The 23840-nt window shown below is 61.4% G+C and carries 20 protein-coding genes and 2 pseudogenes; 13 read left to right on the top strand and 9 right to left on the bottom strand.

The annotated features are described in order from the left end of the window. Positions 1 to 7 precede the first annotated feature (7 nt). On the top strand, positions 8 to 997 hold the full coding sequence (virB11, locus tag N181_RS24525) for a P-type DNA transfer ATPase VirB11 (RefSeq protein WP_037434805.1): 990 nt from the start codon (positions 8 to 10) through the stop codon (positions 995 to 997). Positions 998 to 1705: 708 nt separating this feature from the next. On the opposite strand, the gene N181_RS33420 is transcribed toward virB11, so the two are convergent. After that, positions 1706 to 1996, bottom strand: a complete 291-nt coding sequence (locus N181_RS33420) for a hypothetical protein (RefSeq protein ID WP_153451764.1) — start codon at positions 1994 to 1996, stop codon at positions 1706 to 1708. 174 nt (positions 1997 to 2170) lie between these two features. On the opposite strand from N181_RS33420, the gene N181_RS24515 reads away from it, so the two are divergent. Beyond that, entirely contained in the window at positions 2171 to 3094 is a 924-nt protein-coding gene (locus tag N181_RS24515; protein WP_037437455.1) for an ArdC family protein, read from the top strand. On the opposite strand, the gene N181_RS32330 is transcribed toward N181_RS24515, so the two are convergent. Beyond that, on the bottom strand, positions 3064 to 3285 hold the full coding sequence (locus N181_RS32330) for a hypothetical protein (RefSeq protein WP_234885867.1): 222 nt from the start codon (positions 3283 to 3285) through the stop codon (positions 3064 to 3066). The genes N181_RS24515 and N181_RS32330 overlap by 31 nt on opposite strands. 124 nt (positions 3286 to 3409) lie before the next feature. On the opposite strand from N181_RS32330, the gene N181_RS24510 reads away from it, so the two are divergent. The 4 genes and pseudogenes from N181_RS24510 to N181_RS34155 all read left to right on the top strand — a co-directional run bounded on the left by N181_RS24510 (position 3410) and on the right by N181_RS34155 (position 5311). Then, a complete protein-coding gene (locus N181_RS24510) occupies positions 3410 to 3670 on the top strand; it encodes a type II toxin-antitoxin system Phd/YefM family antitoxin (protein WP_037433320.1) in 261 nt (86 codons plus the stop codon). Continuing rightward, positions 3660 to 4080 (top strand): annotated as a pseudogene (locus tag N181_RS35010) (hypothetical protein). Before N181_RS24510 ends, N181_RS35010 begins: the two are co-directional and overlap by 11 nt. Before the next feature lie 416 nt (positions 4081 to 4496). Then, on the top strand, positions 4497 to 4820 hold the full coding sequence (locus N181_RS24505) for a DUF736 domain-containing protein (protein ID WP_037433307.1): 324 nt from the start codon (positions 4497 to 4499) through the stop codon (positions 4818 to 4820). Positions 4821 to 5143: 323 nt separating this feature from the next. Further along, entirely contained in the window at positions 5144 to 5311 is a 168-nt protein-coding gene (locus N181_RS34155) for a hypothetical protein (RefSeq protein ID WP_162832835.1), read from the top strand. A gap of 201 nt (positions 5312 to 5512) precedes the next feature. On the opposite strand, the gene traG is transcribed toward N181_RS34155, so the two are convergent. The 3 genes from traG to N181_RS24490 are packed head-to-tail and all read right to left on the bottom strand — an operon-like array spanning position 5513 to position 7930. Next, positions 5513 to 7423 carry a Ti-type conjugative transfer system protein TraG gene (gene traG / locus N181_RS24500; RefSeq protein WP_037433304.1) on the bottom strand — a complete coding sequence of 637 codons (1911 nt, stop codon included), beginning with the start codon at positions 7421 to 7423 and terminating at the stop codon, positions 5513 to 5515. Continuing rightward, the gene (locus tag N181_RS24495; protein ID WP_037433301.1) at positions 7414 to 7653 is read right to left on the bottom strand and encodes a conjugal transfer protein TraD; all 240 of its coding nucleotides are present in this window, start codon (positions 7651 to 7653) and stop codon (positions 7414 to 7416) included. Before N181_RS24495 ends, traG begins: the two co-directional genes overlap by 10 nt. After that, positions 7643 to 7930: a TraC family protein gene (locus tag N181_RS24490; RefSeq protein WP_037433297.1), complete on the bottom strand. Its 288-nt coding sequence runs from the start codon at positions 7928 to 7930 to the stop codon at positions 7643 to 7645. The genes N181_RS24495 and N181_RS24490 overlap by 11 nt, the downstream gene beginning before the upstream one ends. 208 nt (positions 7931 to 8138) lie before the next feature. Here N181_RS24490 and traA point away from each other — a divergent pair. Continuing rightward, positions 8139 to 12757: pseudogene (traA, locus tag N181_RS24485) on the top strand (Ti-type conjugative transfer relaxase TraA). 97 nt (positions 12758 to 12854) lie between these two features. Here traA and N181_RS24480 read toward each other — a convergent pair. From N181_RS24480 to N181_RS24465, 4 genes are read right to left on the bottom strand one after another with little or no spacing between them, the layout of a single operon-like run. Then, positions 12855 to 13928, bottom strand: a complete 1074-nt coding sequence (locus tag N181_RS24480; RefSeq protein ID WP_037433292.1) for an ABC transporter substrate-binding protein — start codon at positions 13926 to 13928, stop codon at positions 12855 to 12857. A 50-nt stretch (positions 13929 to 13978) separates the two neighbouring features. Beyond that, the gene (locus N181_RS24475) at positions 13979 to 14845 is read right to left on the bottom strand and encodes an ABC transporter permease (protein ID WP_080579138.1); all 867 of its coding nucleotides are present in this window, start codon (positions 14843 to 14845) and stop codon (positions 13979 to 13981) included. After that, complete coding sequence (locus N181_RS24470) at positions 14835 to 15716, bottom strand: ABC transporter permease (protein WP_037433290.1); 882 nt, start codon at positions 15714 to 15716, stop codon at positions 14835 to 14837. Before N181_RS24470 ends, N181_RS24475 begins: the two co-directional genes overlap by 11 nt. Continuing rightward, positions 15713 to 16831: an ABC transporter ATP-binding protein gene (locus tag N181_RS24465; protein ID WP_037435671.1), complete on the bottom strand. Its 1119-nt coding sequence runs from the start codon at positions 16829 to 16831 to the stop codon at positions 15713 to 15715. Before N181_RS24465 ends, N181_RS24470 begins: the two co-directional genes overlap by 4 nt. A gap of 278 nt (positions 16832 to 17109) precedes the next feature. On the opposite strand from N181_RS24465, the gene N181_RS24460 reads away from it, so the two are divergent. The 6 genes from N181_RS24460 (at position 17110) to N181_RS24435 (ending at position 23778) form a co-directional block, all read left to right on the top strand. Continuing rightward, the gene (locus N181_RS24460; protein WP_037433285.1) at positions 17110 to 17808 is read left to right on the top strand and encodes a GntR family transcriptional regulator; all 699 of its coding nucleotides are present in this window, start codon (positions 17110 to 17112) and stop codon (positions 17806 to 17808) included. A gap of 102 nt (positions 17809 to 17910) precedes the next feature. After that, positions 17911 to 19272 carry an aspartate aminotransferase family protein gene (locus tag N181_RS24455; protein ID WP_037433283.1) on the top strand — a complete coding sequence of 454 codons (1362 nt, stop codon included), beginning with the start codon at positions 17911 to 17913 and terminating at the stop codon, positions 19270 to 19272. After that, positions 19269 to 20981 (top strand): acetolactate synthase catalytic subunit, encoded by a 1713-nt coding sequence (locus N181_RS24450; RefSeq protein WP_037433281.1) that lies wholly within the window; start codon positions 19269 to 19271, stop codon positions 20979 to 20981. The genes N181_RS24455 and N181_RS24450 overlap by 4 nt, the downstream gene beginning before the upstream one ends. Then, positions 20978 to 21754 (top strand): SDR family oxidoreductase, encoded by a 777-nt coding sequence (locus N181_RS24445; protein WP_037433278.1) that lies wholly within the window; start codon positions 20978 to 20980, stop codon positions 21752 to 21754. The genes N181_RS24450 and N181_RS24445 overlap by 4 nt, the downstream gene beginning before the upstream one ends. A gap of 32 nt (positions 21755 to 21786) precedes the next feature. Then, positions 21787 to 22500, top strand: coding sequence for a winged helix-turn-helix transcriptional regulator (locus N181_RS24440; RefSeq protein ID WP_037433319.1), 714 nt, complete (start codon positions 21787 to 21789; stop codon positions 22498 to 22500). A gap of 519 nt (positions 22501 to 23019) precedes the next feature. Then, positions 23020 to 23778: a winged helix-turn-helix transcriptional regulator gene (locus tag N181_RS24435; protein ID WP_234885865.1), complete on the top strand. Its 759-nt coding sequence runs from the start codon at positions 23020 to 23022 to the stop codon at positions 23776 to 23778. Positions 23779 to 23840: the final 62 nt, after the last annotated feature.

Here is a 23840-nt window from a genome sequence, read left to right as displayed (position 1 = left end):
TAGCAAAATGACGGAAGGCCCTGACGCGACGGTCGTTCGTGAACTGCTCTCGCCATTCGCGCCATTCCTCGATGACAAGTCACTTTACGAGGTGATCGTCAATCGGCCCGGGCAGGTGTTGACGGAAGGCACTGGTGGTTGGCGAACCCATGACCTACCGGAGCTTTCCTTCGAAAAGCTCATGCGCCTTGCGCGGGCCGTGGCCAGTTTTTCCAGCCAATCCATCGATGAGACGCGACCGATCCTGTCGGCAACACTGCCGGGGGACGAACGGATCCAGATCGTCATTCCTCCTGCCACCACCAGGAACACGGTCAGCCTCACTATCCGAAAACCATCCTCGGTCACGTATACTCTCGATGATCTGGAGCAGAGCGAGTTTTTCTCCGAGACTCGAGCGGCCAACGACGGCGTCTCGACGCAGGATCATGATCTGCTGGCGCTATACCGTGCCGGTCGCTTCAAGGATTTTCTACGGGAAGCCGTCATCGCGCGGAAGAACATCATCATCTCAGGCGCAACGGGATCGGCCAAGACCACGCTTTCGAAAGCGCTGATCAAACACATTCCGGAGCACGAGCGGATCATTTCGATCGAGGACACCCCCGAACTGGTTGTTCCGCAGCCCAACCACGTGCGTCTGTTCTATTCGAAGGGCGGCCAGGGTCTTTCGGGGGCTGGCCCCAAAGAGCTCCTGGAATCATGCCTCCGGATGCGACCGGACCGAATTTTGTTGCAGGAGCTGCGCGATGGCACGGCATTTTATTATGTGCGTAACGTCAACTCTGGCCACCCTGGATCGATCACCACCGTCCATGCCGATTCCGCCAAGCTCGCCTTCCAGCAGTTGACGCTTCTTGTGAAGGAATCCGAAGGGGGACGGAATTTGGATCACGAAGACATCGATAGACTGTTGAGGGTCGCGGTCGACGTCATTGTTCAATGCAAACGCATGGATGGTCGATTTCGCGCAACAGAAATCTACTTTCGCTGTTGATAAATCACATGGATCTGTCGACACCGACTACAGCCCCATCGTCAGCTACGCCTGCGTAGACTGCGACGTACGGCAGGCGGCCATTCGCTTGAGGATTGCAAGTCTTCGCATCCTGTCACTCGTTCTCCGGTCAGCAAGCCTGTCGCGTTTTCTCCCGATTCCTTTTCGGATGCTCAACAATCGAGTGAGCTCACCGCGGAACGTGGCTTTGAGCGAACCTGAATTACACAAAAGATCGGGCCGTCGGAAAGTCCGAGGCCCGTTGAGGTGTGAAGATGCCTACCCTTCGCAGGGGAACAGCCGACACTACGGCACTGGGAGGAAAAGCCATCAAACTGCATCAGCTACGGGCACTAGCCCTTGTGCGATCGGTGATCACTCATTGTGTAGGGCAGCTGTGCGTTTTCGCGGGCGCAAACCATTGGCAGACGCCGCGGCGGTCGCCGTTGCAACGGGAAGCCATCGCGCGCGACGACGAACGAAAGCGCCGGCTCATTGCATCTCTTATAGAGGGCGGTGCATGAGCGCGCTCGGCGCAAAGAGCGAGGCGGCGTTGCGGGCGGCGATGGCGCGGCTGCTCGACGGCCGCCTCGAGCGGACAGATGGCGCGCTGACTGTCTCAAACCTGGCGCGCGAAGCCGGCGTCGGCCGGGCAACGGAGAACCGTGCGGTCGGTCTTCTCGCCGAGTTCCGGGCGGCCGAAGCGCGTCACCGGCGGTCATCCCCGAGGCCCTCAAGGAGCGGGTCCGCGAACTCGAAGCCGAGCTGCGCGCCGTGCGCGGCGCCGAGAACGCCGAACTGCGCGGCCTTGTCCGCACGCTCGCCCAGCACATCCAGGTGCTGACGTTGCGGGTCGCCGAGCGGGATGCCGTCATCGAAGGCCTGCGGCAGGAGCTGGCCCGATATGGCGACGCTAGTGTTGTCCCCCTGAAGCGCGCGCCGCGAGACGACGCCGGCTGAGAGCGGCGCATCATCCGGGCCGTTCCGGGCGCCGATCATGGTCGGTGCCTCCTTCATCTCGCCCGTCGAGGCAGGGCTCGGGCGTGGCAGACGCTGCCAGCCCATCAACCCTGTTCCGCACCAGCACCGAGAACAGGGTGTGACGGGCCGGCCTCCCGCGTCTGCCCCTGCCGCCTCGCCCTCGACGGAGAGGGCGAGCTGAAGGAGGCACCCATGACCACAGATCGCAACCGCGAGACCCCGAACGATATCTACGAGCGCGTCACCAGCCAGATCAGCGCCGCCATCGAAGCCGGCGCTGGTGACTACCGCATGCCGTGGCACCACGACGGATCGGCCATCACCGCGCCGGTCAACGTCGCCTCGTGCAAGGCTTATCGCGGCGTCAACATCCTCTCACTCTGGGTTGCGGCGCACGCAGCCGGCTATCCCGCCGGCATCTGGGGCACCTACCGCCAATGGCAGGTGCTCGGCGCCCAGGTTCGCAAGGGCGAACGCGGCCATCTGGTCGTGTTCTGGAAGACTACCGATCGTGACGCGGCGGATGCCCAACACGGCGACGAGGATCCTGACGAGCCCGCCCGCCGTATGTTCGCCCGCGGCTACACCGTCTTCAATTGCGCCCAGGTTGACGGCTACACGCCGCCGGAGATGCCAGCGCTGCCCGAGGCCGAGCGGATCGAGCAGGCCGAACGGTTCTGCGCCGCCCTCGGCATCGACATCCGCCACGGCGGATCACAGGCCTACTACCGCCCATCTACCGACCATGTGCAGATGCCGGAGTTTGCTTGCTTCCGCGACGCGGTCGCCTACTACGCCGTGTTGCTCCATGAGTCCGGCCACGCCTCCGGCGCCAAGCATCGCCTCGACCGCGATCTTTCCGGACGGTTCGGTTCGGCCGCCTACGCCATGGAGGAATGCACGGTCGAGCTCTTGAGCGCGATGATCTGCGCCGATCTAAATCTCAGCGTCGAGCCGCGCCCCGATCATGCCCGCTACATCGCCACCTGGCTCGAGGTGCTGCGTTCCGACTCGCGCGCCATCTTCACCGCCGCGAGCAAGGCGCAGCAGATTGCCGATTGGATGCACGCGCAGCAGACCGGCGCTCACAGGAACGGGGTCAGGGGCGCCGCATAGGCGCCCCTTTGAATGTGCCGTCCTGCGGCATCACCCTGTGCCGGCTCCTTCGTTGGCCGGGCGCGAGAGCGCGGCAAATTTGCCAAGGAGCCGCGCTTGTAGCGCGGCTCGGGCTGCCTCCACTCGGCTCGCCTGCGGGCGATCTCTGAATCGTCCACGTCTAGCTGGAGCAACTGGCGGTGTGCATCGATGGTGATTGGGTCGCCCTCGCAAACCAGCGCAATGGTGCCGCCGGAAGGTCGCAGGTGGGGACGCTTGAAGCGTCGTTTTCTTGCAAATCTGGATTATATGGAGATCGACAACAGGAGCATAGCCATGCGGGAATTTTCGACAGGCGATCTCAACAAGCAGGTTGGCGACGTCACCGACGCCGCCAGCCGCGAACCAGTCGTTCTCACCAAGCACAGGAAACCCCGCTTCGTACTGATGAGCTATGAGTATTACGAGCGGATGCGCGCCGGCGGCGATCCGCGTAGCGCCCATCGCGCTTCGGATATGCCGGAGGAACATAAGAAGCTCTTTGCCGCGGAGATCGACCGGCTGGCGCGCGGCGAGGGGTATGATGATGGGTCGTGAGTTCCTGCCCGGTCAGGTGATTACCTATCCCTATCTCTGGGCATGACAACACGAACGCGGCGAAACCGAAGGCCGGAAGACCCGGCCGACCTGCGTCGTCGTCGCTGTCCGTGGCGCGAATGAAGAACTCACCCACCTCGCACTGCTGGCGATCACGACCCAGCTGCCGCAGGCCGATCGCATCGCCTTGGAAGTTTCCGATATAGAGTGCCGGCGGCTGGCCTCAGCGACGTCAAGCGCTGCTGGATCGTCGTCGACGAATACAATTACGATGTCGCCGAGCGATCCTGGTACATTGGCCCGAGGGAAAAGCGCTCGGCCGTTTCAGCAAGGCCTTCATGATGAAGATCGCAGCAGCCTTCGGAGAGGCGTCACGAAAGGCGGGTCGTCGCGTCAATCGGACGGAGTAAGCGGACTGTGGCCCCGATTGTCCGGGCCGGTCAAGTCGACGGCTCCGTGTTCGGGCAGTGACAGGAGCACGACCATCACGCCCGGTATCGCCGGAATGAGGCAGACGCGGCGCTTCGCATAGCCGCCGTTGCCCGGCGCGGACGAGGGGGCATTTCTTCGGACAGTGTCAAGGCACCCGCAGGCACGGTCGAGTCTGCGTAACGGCGCACCAGATGGCAGCTATGGTCTGTCGAGCACCTTCGGTTACACGAGACCATTCCCGTTCTCTTGTGTCGCCTCTTTAAGGGACCGGGCACCATTAGCGTCAACCCCGCAAGGGGGTTCCCCTTCGCTGTCGCTCCGGTGACGCCTGCGGCTCGGCCCCTTCTTCGGGCGCCATCGGGAATGGTCCCGAGCAACCGAAGGAGACAATACCATGGCCACCACGATCGCAACCCTCACCCAGAAAACCGACGGCAGCCACGAAGGCGTCTTCGCCACCATCCGGGTCAACGCCCCGATCGCCATCGTCCCGAACGCCAGCAAAGCAAGCGAAGAAGCCCCCGACTACCGGGTCATCCATCGCAAAACGGGCTTCGAGATAGGCGCCGCGTGGAACCGCACCGCCCGCCAGACCGGTGAAGAATACCTCTCGGTCAAGCTGGAGGCGCCGGAGATCGGGGTGATCTTCGGCAACCTCGCTCCGGCCCCGGGCGGCGATCCGAACCGCAAGGTGATCCTCTGGAACAACCCGGCCTGAGCCACAACGCCGGCCCCGGACGACGGGGCCGGCATGCGTTGTGCCGGGAGCGGCAGCGGGCATTGAGCCCGCTGCCGCTCCCCTTGCCCGTGCCACACGAAACGAAAAGTCTGTCTGCTTAGATCGCCAAGTCTGCCATGAGGGCTCGCGCCGCCTCAAGGACGAGTGGTCCCCCAATTTTCAGTCGCCGCCCTGATGGGACGTCGCCAGAAAATCGGCTCCACCACTCGCCGCCCCTGGCGGTCGCTCCGCGATCCTTGACCCGGCCCGATCCTCACGGACACCCCGCGTCATCCTTCACACTCATCAAGGAGATGAAGACGATGACGATTGCACTCGAAATCCACATCGAGGAACTGCGCGCCGAGCTGCGCAACGCCGATCCAGCCGAGCGCCGCCTGATCGAAGCAGAGCTGGAACTTGCTCGGGCCGAACTGATCGCCGCAATGGCCGAGCAGGATGGCACGAGGGATGCCGAGCCGCCCTTTTGAGCTCGTGATCGGTCTGATCGGAGATAACGAGCGAAGGGATCGAACGGCTCGCTTCGCCGTCACAGCGGGCAATATCTCTGTGAGAACCGACGACCTCATCGAAGACGAACTGAAGGGGATCGACGGAGCACTGGCGGTCATGGAGCCACGAAGTAGCCGACCGAAGCCGAGTACGAACTGGCGGAACAAACCTGAGTCCCTTCACTTGACGAAGCGGTTCGCCTTGGCAGCCTGATCCATCTCCTTCCGCCTGAAGTAGATCGCCCGCCCACAGCGGATCGGACTGAGGCCCTGCACGATGACGATCTGTTCATCCTTGCGCATTGATTGGGTGATCTCGTGCGGCATGATCAGCGACCGGCGCTGGAAGTTGATGCTTTCGGATTTGCGGTTGCCGCCGTTCCTCGTGTCCCAGCCGATGTTGCGGGAGCGGCCCTGTACCTCGACGGTCATTTCCCCACATTGCGCAGAGACGTTGCGCGCCGTATCGAGCGCCTTGATTGCTGCGTAGCTGGCGAAAGCGCAGCCGTCGATCCATGACGTCGCGCCGTCTTTCCCGAAATGCCGCTCCAACTGCCCTACCGATTGGTACATCAGCATCATGGTGATGCCGTACTTGCGGCCGCGGTCGCGGGCGTCCTCCAGCACGCGCATGTAACCGAGAAGATCGACCTCATCCAGCATGAAGAGAGCGCGGCGCTCGAATGCGCCATCTGCCTGTATCATCGCGTTGATCAGCGAGCCGATGATGACGCGGCCGATGCCCGGATAAGAGCGCAGGATGGAAGACGGGATATTCAGGAACACGTCCTTCTTGCCGGTGACGATATCGCTCGATTTGAAGGCATTGCCGCAGACGAGCGCGGCGTAGCTGTCGAGCGAGAGCCACTGCGTATCCTTCGAGGCGGTCGAATAGACGCCGCTGAATGTCTGTTCCGTCATGTTGGTGAAGACGCCGAGTGTTTCGCGGATGAAGGCCGAAGCGGAATGCTCTTGAATGTCGCGCAACATCGCCAACACCGAGGGCTCGGGCTCCGAGACGATTTGCCGGAGGCTGCGCAGATTGCGCCGCCCCGCATATTCCGGTGACAGCATCACATGCGCCAAGAGGCCGGTGAGGAGATTGTGCGCCTGGTTCTGGAAATAGGCGCCGCTAGAAGATTCGAAACGCACGCTTTCCGACAGCAGCATATGCGCGATGCCGACAATGTCTTCTTCCTTTTGTCGCGAACTCTCGATCCCGTCGAGCACGTTGAAGTCCATGATCGGATTCGTCGGATCAAGTATCATCACCTCTCGCCCAAGGACGCGGGTTCGGTGCTCAACCACCATCGGCGCGACCTCGGTCGAGGGATCGAGGCAGATCAGTGGTCCGGTGTAGCGTAGCGCCGTCGGCACGACGTTACTGGTCGTCTTGTATCCCCCCGACCCGGCAAAGAACAGCATATGGGTGGAATCGAAGTCCTGCTTGTAGGTGAGCAAAGGGGCTTTGCCGCCCTGTCCCCATGTGCTTCTATCGTTCGGATCAAAGGGCAGCCCATGAACGATTTGCTTGTCGACACGGTATCGCTCGCCGACGACGATCTCGCCATCATCCGGGAACAGCCTTGCCGCCGCCGACATCGTCAGCCAGTCGGCGTCCCCGAAGATGCCACGCTTGGCACGCGTCATTGGTTCGGGCACGACGATGGAGATGCGGGCGGAGACCGCTACTGCCATGAAACCAGCGAACGCGCCGATGACGGCGACTATGTCGAGATAGGACAACGCCCGGTCCCATGTGACCACTCCGCTTTCGACTGACGGTGCGAGGCGACCAAATTCACGCAAGGCGTAGAAGCCGGCGACGGCAAGAAAGCATACAAGGCTCGCGATTGCGACGGGTCGCCGCCGGTGCAACGGCAAAGCCCAGACCATCAGGAGTCCGGTGAGCGGCCCGAACAAAATCGGCGGCAAAGGTGCCGCCCGCATAAACCAATATGCCGTTTTGCCCGACATACCGGCCGCCAACTCCTGCCACCGCCAACCCACAACTTGGACCGCAAAGGCGGTGACAGCGATCGGCACGAAAATGAGCAGCAACGGCGGTTGCGGTTTGCCCCTCAGTGCCATTCCTGCGTCTCCTTGATACGCGCCTGAACTGCATCCTGCGAAGGCGCCTTGAAGGCTTTCTCGCCGATATCGCGCAGGCGCCGATGCTCGGCAGAGCCGGGAGCGATCCGGGCCAGTTCGACGAGACCGCCGAGCAGGAAAGCCCGATCGGCATTCGTGAGCCCCGCTCTGAGGACGATGCCGCCAAGCAGGAATTTCTCCCGCACTTGCCTCTTCCGGTCAGCCGTCATGTGAAACCTCCGCTGTCGTTCCAGACCCGCTATCTGCTGGTCGATGCGTTTGAGGAGAGCCAGCAGTCCTATTCCTCCCACCACCCTTCTGAAATCGCGCGGCGATCTCTTTAAGGATCCGATCGACCTCTTCGTCGGGGATCTCCATTTCCGCCAGACCGGACTTCGTGGCGGCGCGGGCAAAGCGCTCCGCGGATTTAACTATCAAAAGTCTTCTGCGTTCGCGGAGCTTCGCGATCTGGGCATCCAGATCCGAAAGCGATGATTTTGCGACCATCCCGTCGCTCCTTTCCGATTTAAACAACTAACAGCATCAACTATACTGACTAAAATAAGATAGTAAAATAGGCTAACTTGCATCAACCCGAAAATGTCTCAGCCGCAGGCCGTCTTCCGGAAAGCGGCATCGGCCTGGTCAGGCCGATCGGTTTGAGGGCGCAATATACGTCGCTGACGCGACGGGCTCGGAAGGTCTGGAGACGGTCGTGGCGATCATGTTCGTCAGAGCGCAGGTGATCAGCAGGGGAGCGGGACGCAGCCTCGTCTCGGCCGCCGCCTATCGTCATCGCGCCCGGATGATGGATGAGCAGGCCGGCACGTCGTTCAGCTATCGGGGCGGAGCATCCGAACTGGTCCATGAGGAACTGGCTCTGCCGGACGATATTCCCACCTGGCTACGATCGGTGATCGACGGACGTTCCGTAGCCGCCGCCAGCGAAGCGCTCTGGAATGCCGTCGATGCTTTCGAGAAGAGGGCGGACGCACAGCTTGCGCGCGAGCTGATCATCGCGCTTCCGGAAGAGCTGACGCGGGCAGAGAACATCGCCCTGGTGCGCGCATTCGTGCGGGACAATCTGACGTCCAGGGGCATGGTCGCGGATTGGGTGTTTCACGACAAGGACGGCAATCCACATATCCACCTGATGACCGCGCTGAGGCCGCTGACGGAGGAGGGTTTTGGGCCGAAGAAAGTGGCGGTCCTGGGCGAAGATGGCGAGCCGCTACGCGTCGTCACGCCCGACCGGCCGAACGGCAAGATCGTCTACAGGCTCTGGGCCGGTGACAAGGAAACGATGAAGGCGTGGAAGATCGCCTGGGCGGAAACGGCCAACCGGCATTTGGCGCTTGCCGGCCACGAGATCCGACTCGACGGACGCTCCTATGCCGAGCAGGGTCTCGACGGGATCGCGCAAAAGCATCTCGGGCCCGAGAAGGCGGCGCTCGCGCGCAAGGGTGTCGAGATGTATTTCGCGCCGGCGGACTTGGCGCGGCGACAGGAGATGGCCGACCGGCTGCTGGCCGAGCCGGAGCTTCTCCTGAAACAGCTCGGCAACGCGCGTTCCACATTCGACGAGAAGGATCTCGCCAAGGCGCTGCACCGCTATGTCGACGATCCGGTCGACTTCGCCCATATCCGGGCGCGGCTGATGGCGTCAAACGAATTGGTCACGCTCAGGCCACAGGAGATTGACACGCAGACCGGCAAGGCGTCGGAACCGGCAGTGTTCACCACGCGAGAGATCCTGCGCATCGAATACGATATGGCGCAGTCGGCGCAGATCCTGTCGGAGCGAAAGAGCTTCGGCGTCTCCGCGAGACCAGTTGAGACTGCAATCCGAAACGTCGAAACAGCCGATCCGGAAAAGCTCTTCAAGTTCGATGCGGAACAGGTCGATGCCGTTCGTTATGCCACGGGCGACAATGCGATTGCCGCCGTGGTCGGTCTTGCCGGCGCCGGCAAGTCGACGCTGCTCGCCGCCGCGCGCGTCGCCTGGGCAAGCGAGAACCGCCGGGTCTTCGGTGCGGCACTCGCAGGCAAAGCAGCGGAAGGTCTGGAGGACAGTTCTGGCATCAAGACGCGCACGCTTGCATCTTGGGAGCTCGCCTGGGCGTCTGGCCGTGATTTGCTGGAGCGCGGCGACGTACTGGTGATCGACGAGGCCGGAATGGTGTCGTCGCGGCAGATGGCGCGTGTCCTGAAGGCCATAGTAGACGCAGGCGCGAAAGCCGTGTTGGTGGGCGACGCGATGCAACTGCAGCCGATCCAGGCGGGTGCGGCTTTCCGGGCGATCACCGAAAGGGTCGGCTTTGCGGAAATTGCCGGCGTGCGGCGGCAGCGCGATGTGTGGGCGCGCGACGCTTCGCGGCTCTTCGCCCGCGGCGAGGTCGAGAAGGCCCTCGACGCCTATGCCCGTCATGGCCGTATTGTCGAGATGGGACGCGTCACGAGATCATCAGCCGGATTGTTTCCGACTGGGCGGATGCGCGCCGTGAACTTCTTCAGAAATCAGCTGACGACGAAAATGCGCCTCACCTTCGCGGCGATGAATTGCTCGTGCTCGCCCACACCAATAACGACGCAAAACGGTTGAACGACGCGTTGCGCCAAGTGATGGCGGACGAGGGCGCCCTGAGCGACGGCCGTACTTTCCAGACAGCTCGCGGCGCGCGCGAGTTCGCCGTGGGCGACCGCATCATCTTCCTCGAGAATGCCCGCTTCGTGGAGCCACGTGCCCGGCGCCTCGGACCGCAATACGTCAAAAACGGCATGCTCGGCACGGTCGTTTCCACCGACGACAAACGCGCCGATGCATTGCTGTCGGTCCGTCTCGACAATGGCCGCGACGTCGTGATTAGCGAGGACACCTATTGCAATGTCGACCATGGCTATGCCGCGACGATCCACAAGTCTCAAGGTGCGACTGTGGATCGGACCTTCGTGCTCGCCACCGGCATGATGGATCAGCATCTGACCTATGTGTCGATGACGCGGCATCGCGACCGCGCCGATCTCTATGCGGCGAAAGAAGACTTCAATGCGAAGCCGGAATGGGGAGGCAAGCCGCGCGTCGATCATGCAGCCGGCGTGACCGGCGAGCTCGTGGAGGCCGGGCAAGCGAGATTCCGGCCCAATGACGAGGATACTGAGGAAAGCCCCTATGCCGACATCCGAACCGACGATGGAGCCGTGCATCGTTTCTGGGGCGTGAGCCTGCCGAAGGTTCTCGAGGAGGCCGGCGTCTCGGAGCGCGATACAGTCACCTTGCGCAAGGATGGTGTCGAGAAGGTCAGGGTGATGGTACCCGTCATTGATGAGGAAACGGGCGAGAAGCGTTTTGAAAAACGGGAAGTCGACCGCAATGTCTGGACCGCAAGCCAAGTAGAAACCGCTGAGGCTCGCCAGAAGCGGATCGAGCGGGGAAGCCATCGGCAGAATGTGTTCGAAGAGCTTGTCGAGCGGCTGTCCCGGTCCGGCGCCAAGAGCACGACGCTCGATTTCGAAAGCGAGGACGGCTACCAGGCGTATGCCAGCGACTTCGCACGGCGGCGCGGGCTCGACAGTCTCTCGTTGGCCGCGGCCCGAATGGACGAGGGCGTTTCGCGGAGGCTGGGATGGATTGCGGAAAAGAGCGAGCAAGTGGCGAAGCTGTGGGAGCGGGCGAGCGTGGCGCTCGGCTTCGCGATCGAGCGGGAACGGCGCGTTTCGTACAGTGAGAAACGGACCGAATCCCCCTCGGCCGGAATCCCGATTGGCGGGCACTATCTGATCCCGCCCACCACCGACTTCGCCCGGAGCGTCGATGAGGATGCACGCCTGGCGCAGCTTTCCTCGCCCCAGTGGAAGGAGCGGGAACAATCCCTTCGGCCGCTGCTCGAAAAGATCTATCGCAATCCCGACGAGGCGCTTGTCCACCTAAATGCGCTTGCCGCGAATAGCGCCATCGAACCCCGCAAGCTTGCTGATGATCTCGTCAAAGCACCAAACCGCCTTGGCCGCCTGCGAGGGTCCGACCTTATAGTCAATGGCCGGGCGGCACGCGACGAGCGCAGCGTTGCGGCGGCGGCTTTGAAGGAATTGCTGCCCTTGGCTCGTGCCCATGCGACCGAGTTGCGCCGGAATACCGAGCGATTCCTCAAGCGCGAGCACACGCGCCGCGCCTATATGTCGTTGTCCATCCCAGCGCTCTCAAAGCACGCCATGGCGCGCCTCGTGGAGATCGAGGCAGTTCGCAGGCGGGGCGGTCACGGCGCCTACAAAACCGCATTCGCGCTTGCCGGCGAGGATCGCTCGACAGTGCAGGAGGTGAAGGCCGTCAGCGACGCATTGACCGCCCGCTTCGGCTGGAGCGCCTTCGCCGCCAATGCCGGCGCGATCGCTGAGCGCAATGTGGCCGAACGCATGCCGGAAGACCTCACTGACGAAAGACGCAGTAAGCTGACGCGGCTCTTCGAGGCTGTCCGGCGCTTCGCCGAGGAGCAGCATCTTGCCGAGAGGAAGGACCGGTCGAAGATCGTCGCTGGCGCGAGTGTCGAGTTCGGAAAGGAGGCAAAAGCCGTGCTGCCGATGCTTGCAGCGGTGACGGAATTCAGGACGCCGGTGGACGACGAGGCCCGAGCGCGAGCGCTTACCCTGGCGCACTATTGCCATCATCGCGCGGCGCTCGCCGAGACCGCGAAACGTATCTGGCGCGATCCGGCAGCCGCCGTCGACAAGATCGAGGATCTGGTCGTCGAGGGCTTCGCCGGCGAGCGGATCGCCGCAGCGGTAGCCGACGACCCGGCCGCTTATGGCGCGCTCCGCGGCTCGGATCGTCTCATGGACCGGATGCTTGCCTCCGGCAGGGAAAGGAAGGAGGCGCTGCAGGCAGTTTCGGAAGCGGGCGTCCATCTGCGCTCGCTCAACGCGGCTTATGTCAGCGCCTTCGATGCCGAGCGCCAGGCTGTTAAGGAAGAGCGACGGCGCATGGCCGTTGCTATTCCCGGTCTCTCTAAACCAGCCGAAGAAACCCTGCAGCGACTAGCGTCCGAGATGAAGAAGGAGAGCCGAAAGCTCGACGCGGTGGCCGGTTCACTCGATTCGGATATCCGCCGGGAGTTTGCTGCCGTTAGCAGAGCGCTCGACGAGCGCTTCGGCCGCAATGCCATTCTCCGGGGGGAAAAGGATCTCCTCAACAGAGTGCCGCCGGCCCAGCGGCCGGCTTTCGAGGCGCTGCAGGAGAGGCTCAAGGTGCTGCAGCAGACTGTGCGGATCAACAGCAGCCAGAAGATCGTCTCCGATCGCCGCGAGCGCGTAATCAGTCGGGCACGTGGTTTCGAGCGTTAGATTACATTAAACTGCTAGTCCAGATAATGCCTAGGCGAGGCGCTGCGGTAGATGATCGCTGCGCCGGCGCCGGTGTTCATGGATGGGCCTCGCGCTGTCAGCGAACCCACTCATTCCAGCGTTGCAGCAGCATCGCAGTATTGGCGTTGATCCATTCCGCATCAGGCACGATCACGTAATCCCGAACGTCGTCACCTTGCGGCATTGTGAGGCGCGCTTCCTCGGACATCAACGCAATGGCGTCACGGCTTGGGGGCGTACAGGAAAGAACCTCGCACGCCTTGGCCTGGGCCGCCGGAGAATTCAGCCAGAATGCGATCAGCTTGAGCGCATTGTCGCGGTGCGGTGCCCCTTTGAGGAGTGCTATCCGGTCGCCGACGAGGAAAGAGGCCTTGTAGGACCAGGCGATCGGCAGTCCTTCGGTCTGCATCGCCTTTGCGCGTGTCAACCAGATCTGCCCAAGCGAATACTCGCCATTGCGGAATCCCTGCACGCTCTGATCGCCGGTTTTCCACCAGAGCGAGACGGCAGGCCTGATGTGATCGAGCTTGGCCAGCGCGCGATCGATGTCGAGCGGAAAGAGTTCGTCGCGGGCGACACCGTCGGCAAGGAGCGCGGCCGCCATGACGCGCCAGGGGTCGTCGAAATTCGGGAAGGCACGTTCTCCCGGGAATTTCTCTGTGTCCCACATGTCGGCCCAGGTCTCTGGAGCGGGATCGCCGGACTTTCCGGTCCTGTAGGCCAACAGCGTTGCCGTCGACTGCAAGAGCGCTCCGCCAGCCGAGCAGGCATTGGCGCTAAGGTCCTTTCGACCGGCAAACTGGCGGCAGAATTCCGTTAGGTCCTCCGTGACTTCCCGATGCGCCTTCGACGCGGCTTGGATCTCGCCATCGAGATAGAGGTCCCAATTGATGTTTCCGGTTTTCACCATTGCGGCAGCCTTTGCTCGCATTTCAGCGTTGGTCGCGACGACGGTTACGACTTCTATTCCCGTCGCCTTGGTGAACGGATCGAACCATGCCTCCTTCAGGGCCCGGTCATAGGCACCGCCGGTCGAAGCGATGATGACCTGCTCGGCGGCGAGCGTCGGGAGCGTCAAGGCTATCAAGGAGAGTAGACTGGCAATGGTCGGCTTAAGGATATTTGCGAAACGCGAAAGCAGAGAGGTCATGAGAGGTTCCCTTTATCAGGTCAGTTAGTGGGAAACGGAGATCGCCGGTTTCACGCGTTGGGCTTACGGGCATTGAGGAGGCGGACCGCGCCCATGAGCAGGAGGGAGGTGGCGACAAGCACGGTGGAGACCGCGGCGATGACAGGTGTCAGGTTGAAGTCGATATCCTCGAACATCTTGCGCCCGATCGATTTGCCGCCGATGTCCGATATGAAGAACGCAACGGTTGCTTCATCGAATGAGGCGAGAAAGGCAAACACCGCCGCGGCTGCGACACCAGGCACGATGTTCGGTAGCACGACCAGAAAGAACGCCTGCAGCCTGTTAGCTCCGCAGTTCAACGCTGCCAGTTCGAGCGTCGGATCGAAACGCTGCAGCGACGCCGTGACGGTGATGATCACGTAGGGAACTGCAAGTACGGTATGTGCGACAAGGAAGCCGAAAAAGCTGCCGGTGAGCTGCAACGGCGCAAAGGCGAGATAGAGCGCCACACCGAGGATGATGTGCGGCACGATCATCGGTCCGAGCGCGAGCGCCTGCAATGCGGATCTGAACGGAAGACATCCTCGTACGATCGAAAGAGCCGCCATGGTGCCCACGACCGTTGCTGTCGCGGTTGTCGCCAGGGCGATCTTGAGACTGAACCATGTTGCAGCCATCCAGTCCGGATCATTGAAGTAGGCGCTGTACCATTTGAGCGTCAGGCCCCGCGGCGGGAACTCGATATAGTCGGTTTCGCTGAGCGACATCGGTACGACGATTAGCGTCGGAAGCAGCAGAAAGAAGAGAACGCATCCGATCCCCGCACCGATGGCGAGAATGAACGCCCCTCTTGTGCAGGCGCGGATCGTCGGAGAGGCGAAAACATCAAGGGCTGCGGGAAGGCGGCCATGCACCTGTGCTTGATCAATGGACACTGTTCAATCCCTTGCTGAGCGATAGCGACCTGCGGAACAGCAGGACAAAAAGGAGAGTGACGGCGAGAAGAACGGTCGAAAGCGCGGCCGCAAACGGCCAATCGAGTAGAACTGCCGTCTGCTGGCCGATGAGCGTCGCCATCAGCATTGAGCCAGGACCGCCCACCAGCGCCGGTGTGATGTAGAAGCCGAGCGCGAGCACGAAGCACATCACGCTGCCGGCAAAGACGCCGGGGAGACTAAGCGGTAGTGTCACGGCAACGAAAGCCCGCACGGGCCCGGCTCCCAGGTTGCGGGCGGCGCGGATGTAATCGGGGGGAAGGGCGCACAGTGCCGAATAGATAGGCAGGATCATGAATGGCATCAGCACGTGCGTCATGGCGAGGATGACTGCACCCCGCGTGTAGATCAGCTTTAGCGGCCCGTCGGTAACGCCTATTTCGAGGAGCAGTTGGTTGACGATGCCGTTGCGTTGGAGAAGGACGACCCATGCGTAGGAGCGGATGAGGACAGAAGTCCATAACGGAATGAAGACGCAAGCTGCGACGACCACGGCCAACCCATTGCTCAGCCGCGCCATGAGGTAGGCAACCGGAAAGCCGACAACGAGGCTCGCTATCGTCACCACGAGAGCGACCTCGATCGTGCTTACGAGAACGCCGAGATGAAGCGGTTCGGAGAAAATGCGCCTGTAGTGTTCAAATGTTCCTCCGGAAAAGCTCAATGCGACGAGTCGCACAACCGGATAGAGAAAGCCTGCCACCAGGGCAGCGAGGAGCGGCGCGGCCAATCCCAACGATGCGGATGGCGAATAAAAACGCGCCGACGACAACGTTGACCGAGCGGAAGAGTGTGGCGAGGAGTTCGTCATGCAGCGCGCCTCTCCGTCACAGGAAAGATATGCAAGGCCTTCTCATCGAGGAGGATGTCCACCTCGTCGTTCTTCTGGAATGGCACGAACCCGTCGGCGGCGATCTGCACCTGCAGGCTCGCCTCCGGGCGATCGGCTCGGCGGACGAGATAGATGTAGGTGGAGCCGATGAATACAGCGGCGTCTACAATACCTGGCAGCGCATCGGCGCCCCCGTGGCCTCGCTTCACAAGCCGCATCCGTTCCGGACGGATTGCCATGCGCAAAGCTTCGCCGGCTGAGCACCTGCGCTCGCGGTCGTTCGCCACTGAGCGAACGTTGAGCACGATCCCCTCGGATAAACGCACGACCGCATTTTCAGCTGAGCTTTCAAGGCAATCGCCATCGATAAAATTCATCCGGCCGATGAAGTCCGCGACGAACTCGGTTTTCGGTTGCCGATAGAGGTCCGCCGGTGTGCCGAACTGCACCAGACGGCCATCGGACATGATGGCGACGCGATCCGACATCGTCATCGCTTCGTCCTGATCATGCGTTACATAGATGACCGTAGCGCCAAGCCGCTCCTGCAGGCGCTTGATCTCAAACTGCATCGCCTCTCGCAATTTCTTGTCGAGGGCGCCGAGCGGTTCATCCATCAGGAGGACGGGTGGCTCGAACGCCAAAGCGCGCGCCACCGCGACGCGTTGCTGCTGGCCACCGGAAAGCTGGTTGGGGTAGCGTTCTGCGTAGCGGGAGAGTTGCACGAGCTCCAGCATCTCATCGACCCGCCGGGCAATTGCCGCCTTTTGCATCCGACCTCGCATCCTCAGCGGGAACGCGATGTTCTGTCGGATCGTCAGATGTGGGAAAAGCGCATACTTCTGGAACACCATTCCGATGTCGCGGTGATTGGGCGGGAGGAAGGTGACGTCCCGCCCCCCGATGGTTATCCTGCCGGCGTTTGGCGCCTCGAAACCGGCGATCATTGTCAAGGCTGTCGTCTTGCCGGAGCCGGACGGCCCCAGCAAAGAGACGAACTCCCCGGCAGCGATGTCGAGAGACAGTTCGCGAACCGCAAAGGCCTCGCCGTATCGTTTTTGAAGTCCCGCAAGGGACAGAGATTGACCGATCAAATCCGCCTTTCCTTTCAGCTGCTGGACGCTCTTCGGCGTCTCTCCCCTGGGTACGGCCGAATCGACCGCAATGAAGATCCGTCTTCCGACTCTGAGGGGGAGTCAGGACGAGGTGCTATTGCTGAGGTTTGGTTCACACGGGACGCGAGTATGCGGTCCGCGTGACGGCGCAAGGGAAAGCTGCTAATACCGCTGATGCGACAAAAGCTTTGCAAACCCTTCACACTTCATTTTTGTTGCATCAAAAATTCGTAGTGTCAACCGATCGTGATCGTGAAATGCCGGATATTCCAAAGAAGGTGCCGCAGGTCGAGCGGGCAATGGAAAGGTTGGGGGATGCGGCCTATCGGCAAATGAAGGAGCGCATCATCCGTGGCGTCTATAGGCCTGGCCACAAGTTGACGGTTCGCGCCGTCGCGCAGGATCTCGACGTCAGCACAACGCCAGCGCGTGATGCCATCAACAGGCTGACGAGCGAGGGAGCGCTTGTTTACACCGGGCCGAAGACGGTTGTCGTTCCGGTTCTCGACTCGACCGCGCTTCGAGAAATAACGCTCACGCGCCTGGCGCTCGAGGGGCTCGCTTCGGAGCAGGCTGCTCAACACGGCACGCCTGTCGATGTGGAGGAATTAAAGTCCTTACAAAGGCTTATCAATTCTGCTCTCGACGAAAAGCGCTATGCGGAAGCGCTTTGGCACAACAAGGAATTCCACTTCGCGATTTATCGCCTCTCGGGACTTCCTCATCTCGTCTCGATCATCGAAAGCCTCTGGCTGAGGATCGGCCCCTCCTTGCACAATCTCTACCCAGAGTTTGCCGAGGAGAAGTACGGAGTTCGCAACCACGAGATCGCCATGGAGGCTCTTGAAGAGCGCGACGCGGCGAGCCTCAGGGCAGCGATGGAGAATGACATTCGCGATGGATATCGGCGGCTGAAGCGCGCCAATCAAGAGAAAGAAGGTGACTGTTCGGCCTAAGATTTTGTTGCATGGACTTGACGGGCTGCATTTTTGTTGCAACAAAAATGTGAAGCTCGTGCAAAGCGAGCGGTCGTTTTCTTTGTCAGGAAGCCGGAAACTATGCTCGATCAAGCAACAAACAGGCTGCGGCAGGCGTCTGCGCGCAGTAGGTCCAAGCACCTATTCAACCGCGCCAAGGCCCTATTTCCAGATGGAACCACCCGCGCAACGGTTGAGAAGGATCCTTTTCCGATCTATGTCCAGCGCGGAGAGGGGGCCTATCTCGTCGACGTTGACGGGAACCGACTCCTCGATCTTAACAACAACTTTACCACGCTCATTCACGGACACGGGTTCGAACCAGTCTCGGAGGCTGTCGTCGACCTGCTACGCTCGGGTACCTGTTTCGCCAACCCGACGGAACATGAAATTGCCCTGGCGGCACTGCTGACCGCCCGCATTCCCGCAATGGAGCGGGTCCGCTTCGTCAACAGCGGCACTGAAGCGGTGATGTTTGCCATCAAGGCGGCGCGCGCCTTCACCGGCAGGCCCGCTATCGCGCGGATCGAAGGTGCCTATCACGGCGCCTATGACTGGGCCGAGGCAGGACAGGGGGGGGCGCCTGGCAAGGATGGCTGGGATCCTGCTCCGATCGCCACGCCGGTCTATCGTGGCACTCCGCCGAGGGTAGCCGAAGAGGTGCTTCTTCTGCGGTTCAATGATGTCGAGGGTCTCAAAGCGCGCTTGAGTGCGGCGAGCGACCGCATCGCGGGCGTGCTGATTGATCCGATGCCCAGCCGGGCGGGCTTGATGCATCCGGAGCCCGCCTTCATAGAGACGTTGTCGGAAACAGCGAGCAAATACGGAATCCTGATCATTGCCGACGAGGTGCTCAATCTTCGGCAAGGCTACGCCGGCGCTTCGGCACGGTACGGTCTGGAACCCGACCTGATTACGGCCGGCAAGATCATCGGAGGTGGCTTTCCGATTGGCGCCATTGGCGGCCGCGAAGAAGTGATGCGCGTTTTCGGCACCGAAAATGCGAAGCCGTCGCTGCCGCAAGGCGGCACTTTTTCTGCAAATCCCGTTTCCATGGTCGCCGGCCGTGTGGCCATGGAAGCAATGACACCAGATGCCTTCAATCGCTTGGAGAAGATGGGCGAGCTACTACGCGGCGGCCTTAGGGCAAGCATTGCCAGCCGCGATGCGCCGTATTCGGTGACCGGCGCCGCCTCGCTCTTCCGGATCCACCCCAAGCGCGTCGCACCCGCTGAGTATCGCGATGCCTATCTGAGCGCCGAAGAGACCTCGCTCATGCGGCGAATGAGCCGCCACTTCCTGGAAGCGGGGATACTTCTACCCTACGGGGCCGCGGCCTGCCTCTCGACGGTAATGGTCGAAAGCGAGATTGAACTCATCCTCCAAGCATTTGACAATTTTCTTGATGCCGACAGCCAATCCGGAAAGGAACGCGCTCAATGACGCAGCACAATCCCATCGAAACCGTTGCGCAGCGTATCGCGCAGACTCTTCGCCGCCACGACGTGGAATTCATTTTCGGCCAAAGCCTTCCATCGGCCGTCATTCTCGCCGCCGAGGCGATCGGCATTCGACAGATCGCTTACCGGCAGGAGAATATGGGCGGCGCGATGGCCGACGGATACGCCCGTGTTTCCGGTAAGGTCGGCGTCGTCGCAGCCCAGAACGGTCCCGCGGCAACCTTGCTTGTGCCGCCGCTTGCCGAGGCCCTGAAGGCCAGTGTGCCGATAGTGGCGCTGGTGCAGGATGTCGAGCGCGATCAAACGGACCGGAATGCCTTTCAGGACCTTGACCAGATCGCTTTGTTCCAGTCCTGCACCAAATGGGTGCGGCGCGTTACTGTCCCGGGACGCATCGAAGATTATGTGGACGCCGCCTTCACGGCTGCAACGTCCGGCCGCGCCGGGCCGGCCGCGCTTTTGCTGCCAGCGGATCTCCTCCGGACAGAGGCGGGAGCGCCAGCAGTCGCACGTTCAAGGAACCTGGGGCATTGGCCCCTGGACCGCGTCCGACCCTCGGATGGCGCACTCGCAGAGGCCGCCTCCCTCATCGCATCGGCGCAAGCGCCCATTGTTATCGCCGGCGGAGGCATTCACTGCGGCGGTGCTGCGGTGGAACTCGTTGCGCTCCAGCAGGATGCGTCCCTGCCGGTCTTCACCACGAATATGGGGAAGGGAGCGGTTGACGAATACCATCCGCTTTCCGCCGGCGTGCTAGGTTCGCTGGTCGGCCCGCGCTCGCTCGGACGCCACTCGTCCGCTTTGGCCGAAGCCGCTGACTTGGTCCTTCTCATCGGAACGCGGACCAACCAGAACGGCACCGACAATTGGCGCCAAATTCCCTCCGGCGCGACGGTCGTACACATCGATGTCGATCCGGTGGAGATCGGGCGCAACTACGAATCTCTTCGGCTTGTTGGCGACGCGCGGGAGACGCTAGCGGCACTGCGCGTGGCGCTCTCCCGTGTCGACCTCACACGCCGGCATGCGAATCGCGCGCGGCTCGAAGAATGCATCGCTGCATATTGGAGACGCTTCGAGCATGATCGCCGCGATGTGGCGACATCGCGCTCCCGCCCGATCCGCCCGGAGCGGCTTATGGCGGAGCTCCAGGATCTGCTAACCGAAGATGTGACGGTCGTCGCCGACGCTAGCTACTCATCCATGTGGGTCCTGGGCCAATTGAGAGCGCCGGCGAGCGGGATGCGCTTTATCACGCCACGCGGGCTGGCGGGGCTCGGTTGGGGAGTACCGCTCGCGATCGGCGCAAAGGCTGCCCGCCCGGACAGGCCGGTCGTCGCCATCGTCGGGGACGGCGGCTTTGCCCATAGTTGGGCGGAGCTCGAGACCATGATGCGGATGAAGCTTCCTGTCACCATCGTCGTCCTCAACAATGGCATTCTCGGTTTCCAGCGCGACGCGGAAACGGTGAAGTTCGGTAACTTCACATCGGCATGCCACTTCGCCGAGGTCGACCACGCGAAATTGGCTGAAGCGTGTGGTTGCCCGGCCGTCCGTGTCGACGACCCAGGCGAGCTTGCCTATCATCTGCAGCGCGGCATGGAGCAGGGGCCGCTTCTGATCGAAGTGATGACCGACCCGGCGGCGCATCCGCCCCTATCGCTCTTCGCCAAGATGGACGAAGCAGCATGAGCCGCAATGCCACAGCAAGGATTGCCGTCGTCACTGGCGGTAGTTCCGGAATCGGACTGGCAACGGCCCGTCACCTCTTGCAACGGGGATGCAGGGTCGCCGTCTTCGGACAAAGACGCACCAATGTCGAAAGCGCCGCCGAGGCGCTTTCGCGGGATTTCGGCTCCGAGCGCGTGTTCGCTCGCGCTGTCGAACTGGCCGAACCGGCGCAGATCGAAGCCTCCTTTCAAGAATTGCAGAACTACTGGGGAAAGCCTGAAATTCTGGTTTGCAGCGCAGGAATATCACCGAAAGGGCCGGACGGCCCAACCCCATTCGAAGAGATCACGCTCGATGAATGGAACGCCGTTCTTTCCGTCAACCTGACCGGGACATTGCTCTGCTGCCAGGCGGCCATGCCTGGCATGGTCGCGCAAGGCTTTGGCCGCATCGTTCTTGTCGGGTCCATTGCCGGCCGTGCGCTACCCAAAATCGCTGGCACCGCCTATGTCGCCTCGAAAGCCGCGCTTGCGGGGCTCGCACGCTCACTGGTTGCGCGATATGCGGCGGAAGGAATTACAGTGAATGTCGTTGCACCAGGCAGGATTGCCACCGAGATGGCCGGACCGCGCGACAGTGCGGTCAATCGCGCGGCTGTTGCCCGCATTCCCGCCGGCCGCTTGGGCGAACCGGCAGAGGTTGCGGCGGTTATCTGCTTTTTGGCGTCAGATGAGGCGGCCTACGTAAACGGCGTGACTATAGACGTTAACGGCGGGGAATATGCGCCGCTTTGACAGGGGAGTTTTCGGGCCACACAGGGTGCGAGATGGATGCGGAAGTACTGATTCATACGGACAACGTGGAGCTCTTCCTTCTCCTGAAACACATTCTTGAGACCGAGGGATTCCCCGCCCGGATCTGCGTCGATCCAAAGGAACTGCTAGATGCGATCCAGACTGAAAAGGCAGTCGCCATCCTGCTCGACTGCAGCAGTCGAGGGGAGGAGGCCCCCGGGCTTTGCCGCCAAATTAGAACGGCAGGCGGCGACGAGGTGACAGTTGCGGCCCTCGCAAATTCACTGGAGGCCGACCTCAGCCGTGACCTTCATGTTGCCGGAGTCGATACCGTTTTGTTCCGCCCCCTCAAACCGATCGTGTTGCTCTCCTTGCTGAAGCGGCTGCATACGAAACTGCCACACGATCCTCGCCCTCGAGCTGCGCCCGAGCTGATTTTCCGCCACGCGGATATAGAGATGAACGTCACGAGGGTCCGGGTCACCCGCAACGGTCACGCCGTGCGTCTCTCCGCCCTGCAGTTCAGATTGCTTCTGCATCTCATGAGGACGCCTGACATCGTGCACAGTCGCGAAGATCTGATCGCAGCTGGTTGGCCGCGCGAAGCCGAAGTCGAGCCACGCACAGTTGATATTCACATCGGACACATTCGGCGTGCGCTGAACCGGTATGGGCCGAACATCATTCGCACAGTGCGATCCGTTGGCTACTCGCTCGACGAAGTCGCGAAACCAATACAAACGTAGCTTTTGTTCGGCCGCGACCCCGCGGGGCCGCTTTTAGCTAACGGAGCTGAAGCAAGCGATCCCGGGCCTCGTGCCAGTATGCAAACTGTGAGCTTCCTGTTGTCGACGCCGATGATTTTCACTGCCCGTGGACGACGCAAGCTGACGCGGCGCTGCGACATGGCAAATTTTTCGTCGACATCCTAAAGGAAAGCTATCACGTCGACGGGCGCATCCTCAAATTTCTCGTGCAGGGCCTCCACTATGCGCGCGAGCACGCGCTGCTTTCGTGCGGGACGTGATCGAGGCTGGCCTTCATATGATCTGCGTTTCCTTTGAAGTCATTGGGACGTGAATTGGCGGCGGGGCCGAATCCGAAGAGTGTCTAACGTCCGCCGAAAAATCAGCAATATGTTGCAACAAAAATTCGAGAGAAATGGACGGATTTTACACTATTCATGGCATAAAGAGCGAAAACACTAAAATTATAAGGCTTACTGTGCGGGAAAGAGCATATTACTTGATGTTTTGTGACATCAAATGACTGAAGACGAGCAGGGAATTGATCGCATGAAGGCTCAACACGCGAAACCCTTAGTACTGATTTGCTCGGACGATGCAGACTTCTACGTGCTTCTGGCACATATCCTCGTACGTGAGGGCTTTGAGACAGCGCTGGTCGGTGAGGACGAAGTCATCAAACGGGCCGCCACAAGACACGTCACGGCAATCATACTGGATTCGGCGAAAGACCCGGGGCTGACGCTGAAAACGTGTGCGGCAATTAAGGCCTCCCACGCGACCGCGGGCGTTCCAACGATCGCGCTCGTTTCGTCGGGGGATGAGCGGTACTATCTCGCGCTGCTCAAAGCTGGCATTGACGAAAATTTCTTCCGTCCAGTCTCACCCGCAAGGCTGTTGGCATACCTTTGTTCTCTCTCCCGGAGTGACGCTAACGGTACACGGCCGACCGGGGCAATCGGGGGAGGGGCCACCATCTTTGGCGGGCTCAGGATAGAAGCCGGACGCCGCATGGTCGTCTATGGTGATAAAGAAATCCAGCTCGGCCCCATCGAATTCAATCTACTGCGGTGCCTAGTTGAAAAGCCGGGCCGTGTCTTCAGTCGCTTGGAACTGATCGAAACTGCTTGGCCGTCAGGTCTCTTCGTGCAGCCCCGTACGGTCGATGTGCACGTCGGGCGACTGCGCCGCTCACTTGAGCGCCTAACTGGGCGTAGCATGATACGCACGGTGCGAGCTACGGGTTATGCCTTGGACATGGACGCAAGGTGGGACTGATGCGGCAATTTCATAGGTTGAACTGCCAATTTACAAATCATCATAATGTAAAGGCGCCGATT

The organism is Sinorhizobium fredii USDA 205 (assembly GCF_001461695.1).
GTDB classification, from domain to species: Bacteria; Pseudomonadota; Alphaproteobacteria; order Rhizobiales; family Rhizobiaceae; genus Sinorhizobium; species Sinorhizobium fredii.
Note: the sequence above shows the minus strand (reverse complement) of the source record. Positions and strands in the feature narration are given on the sequence as shown.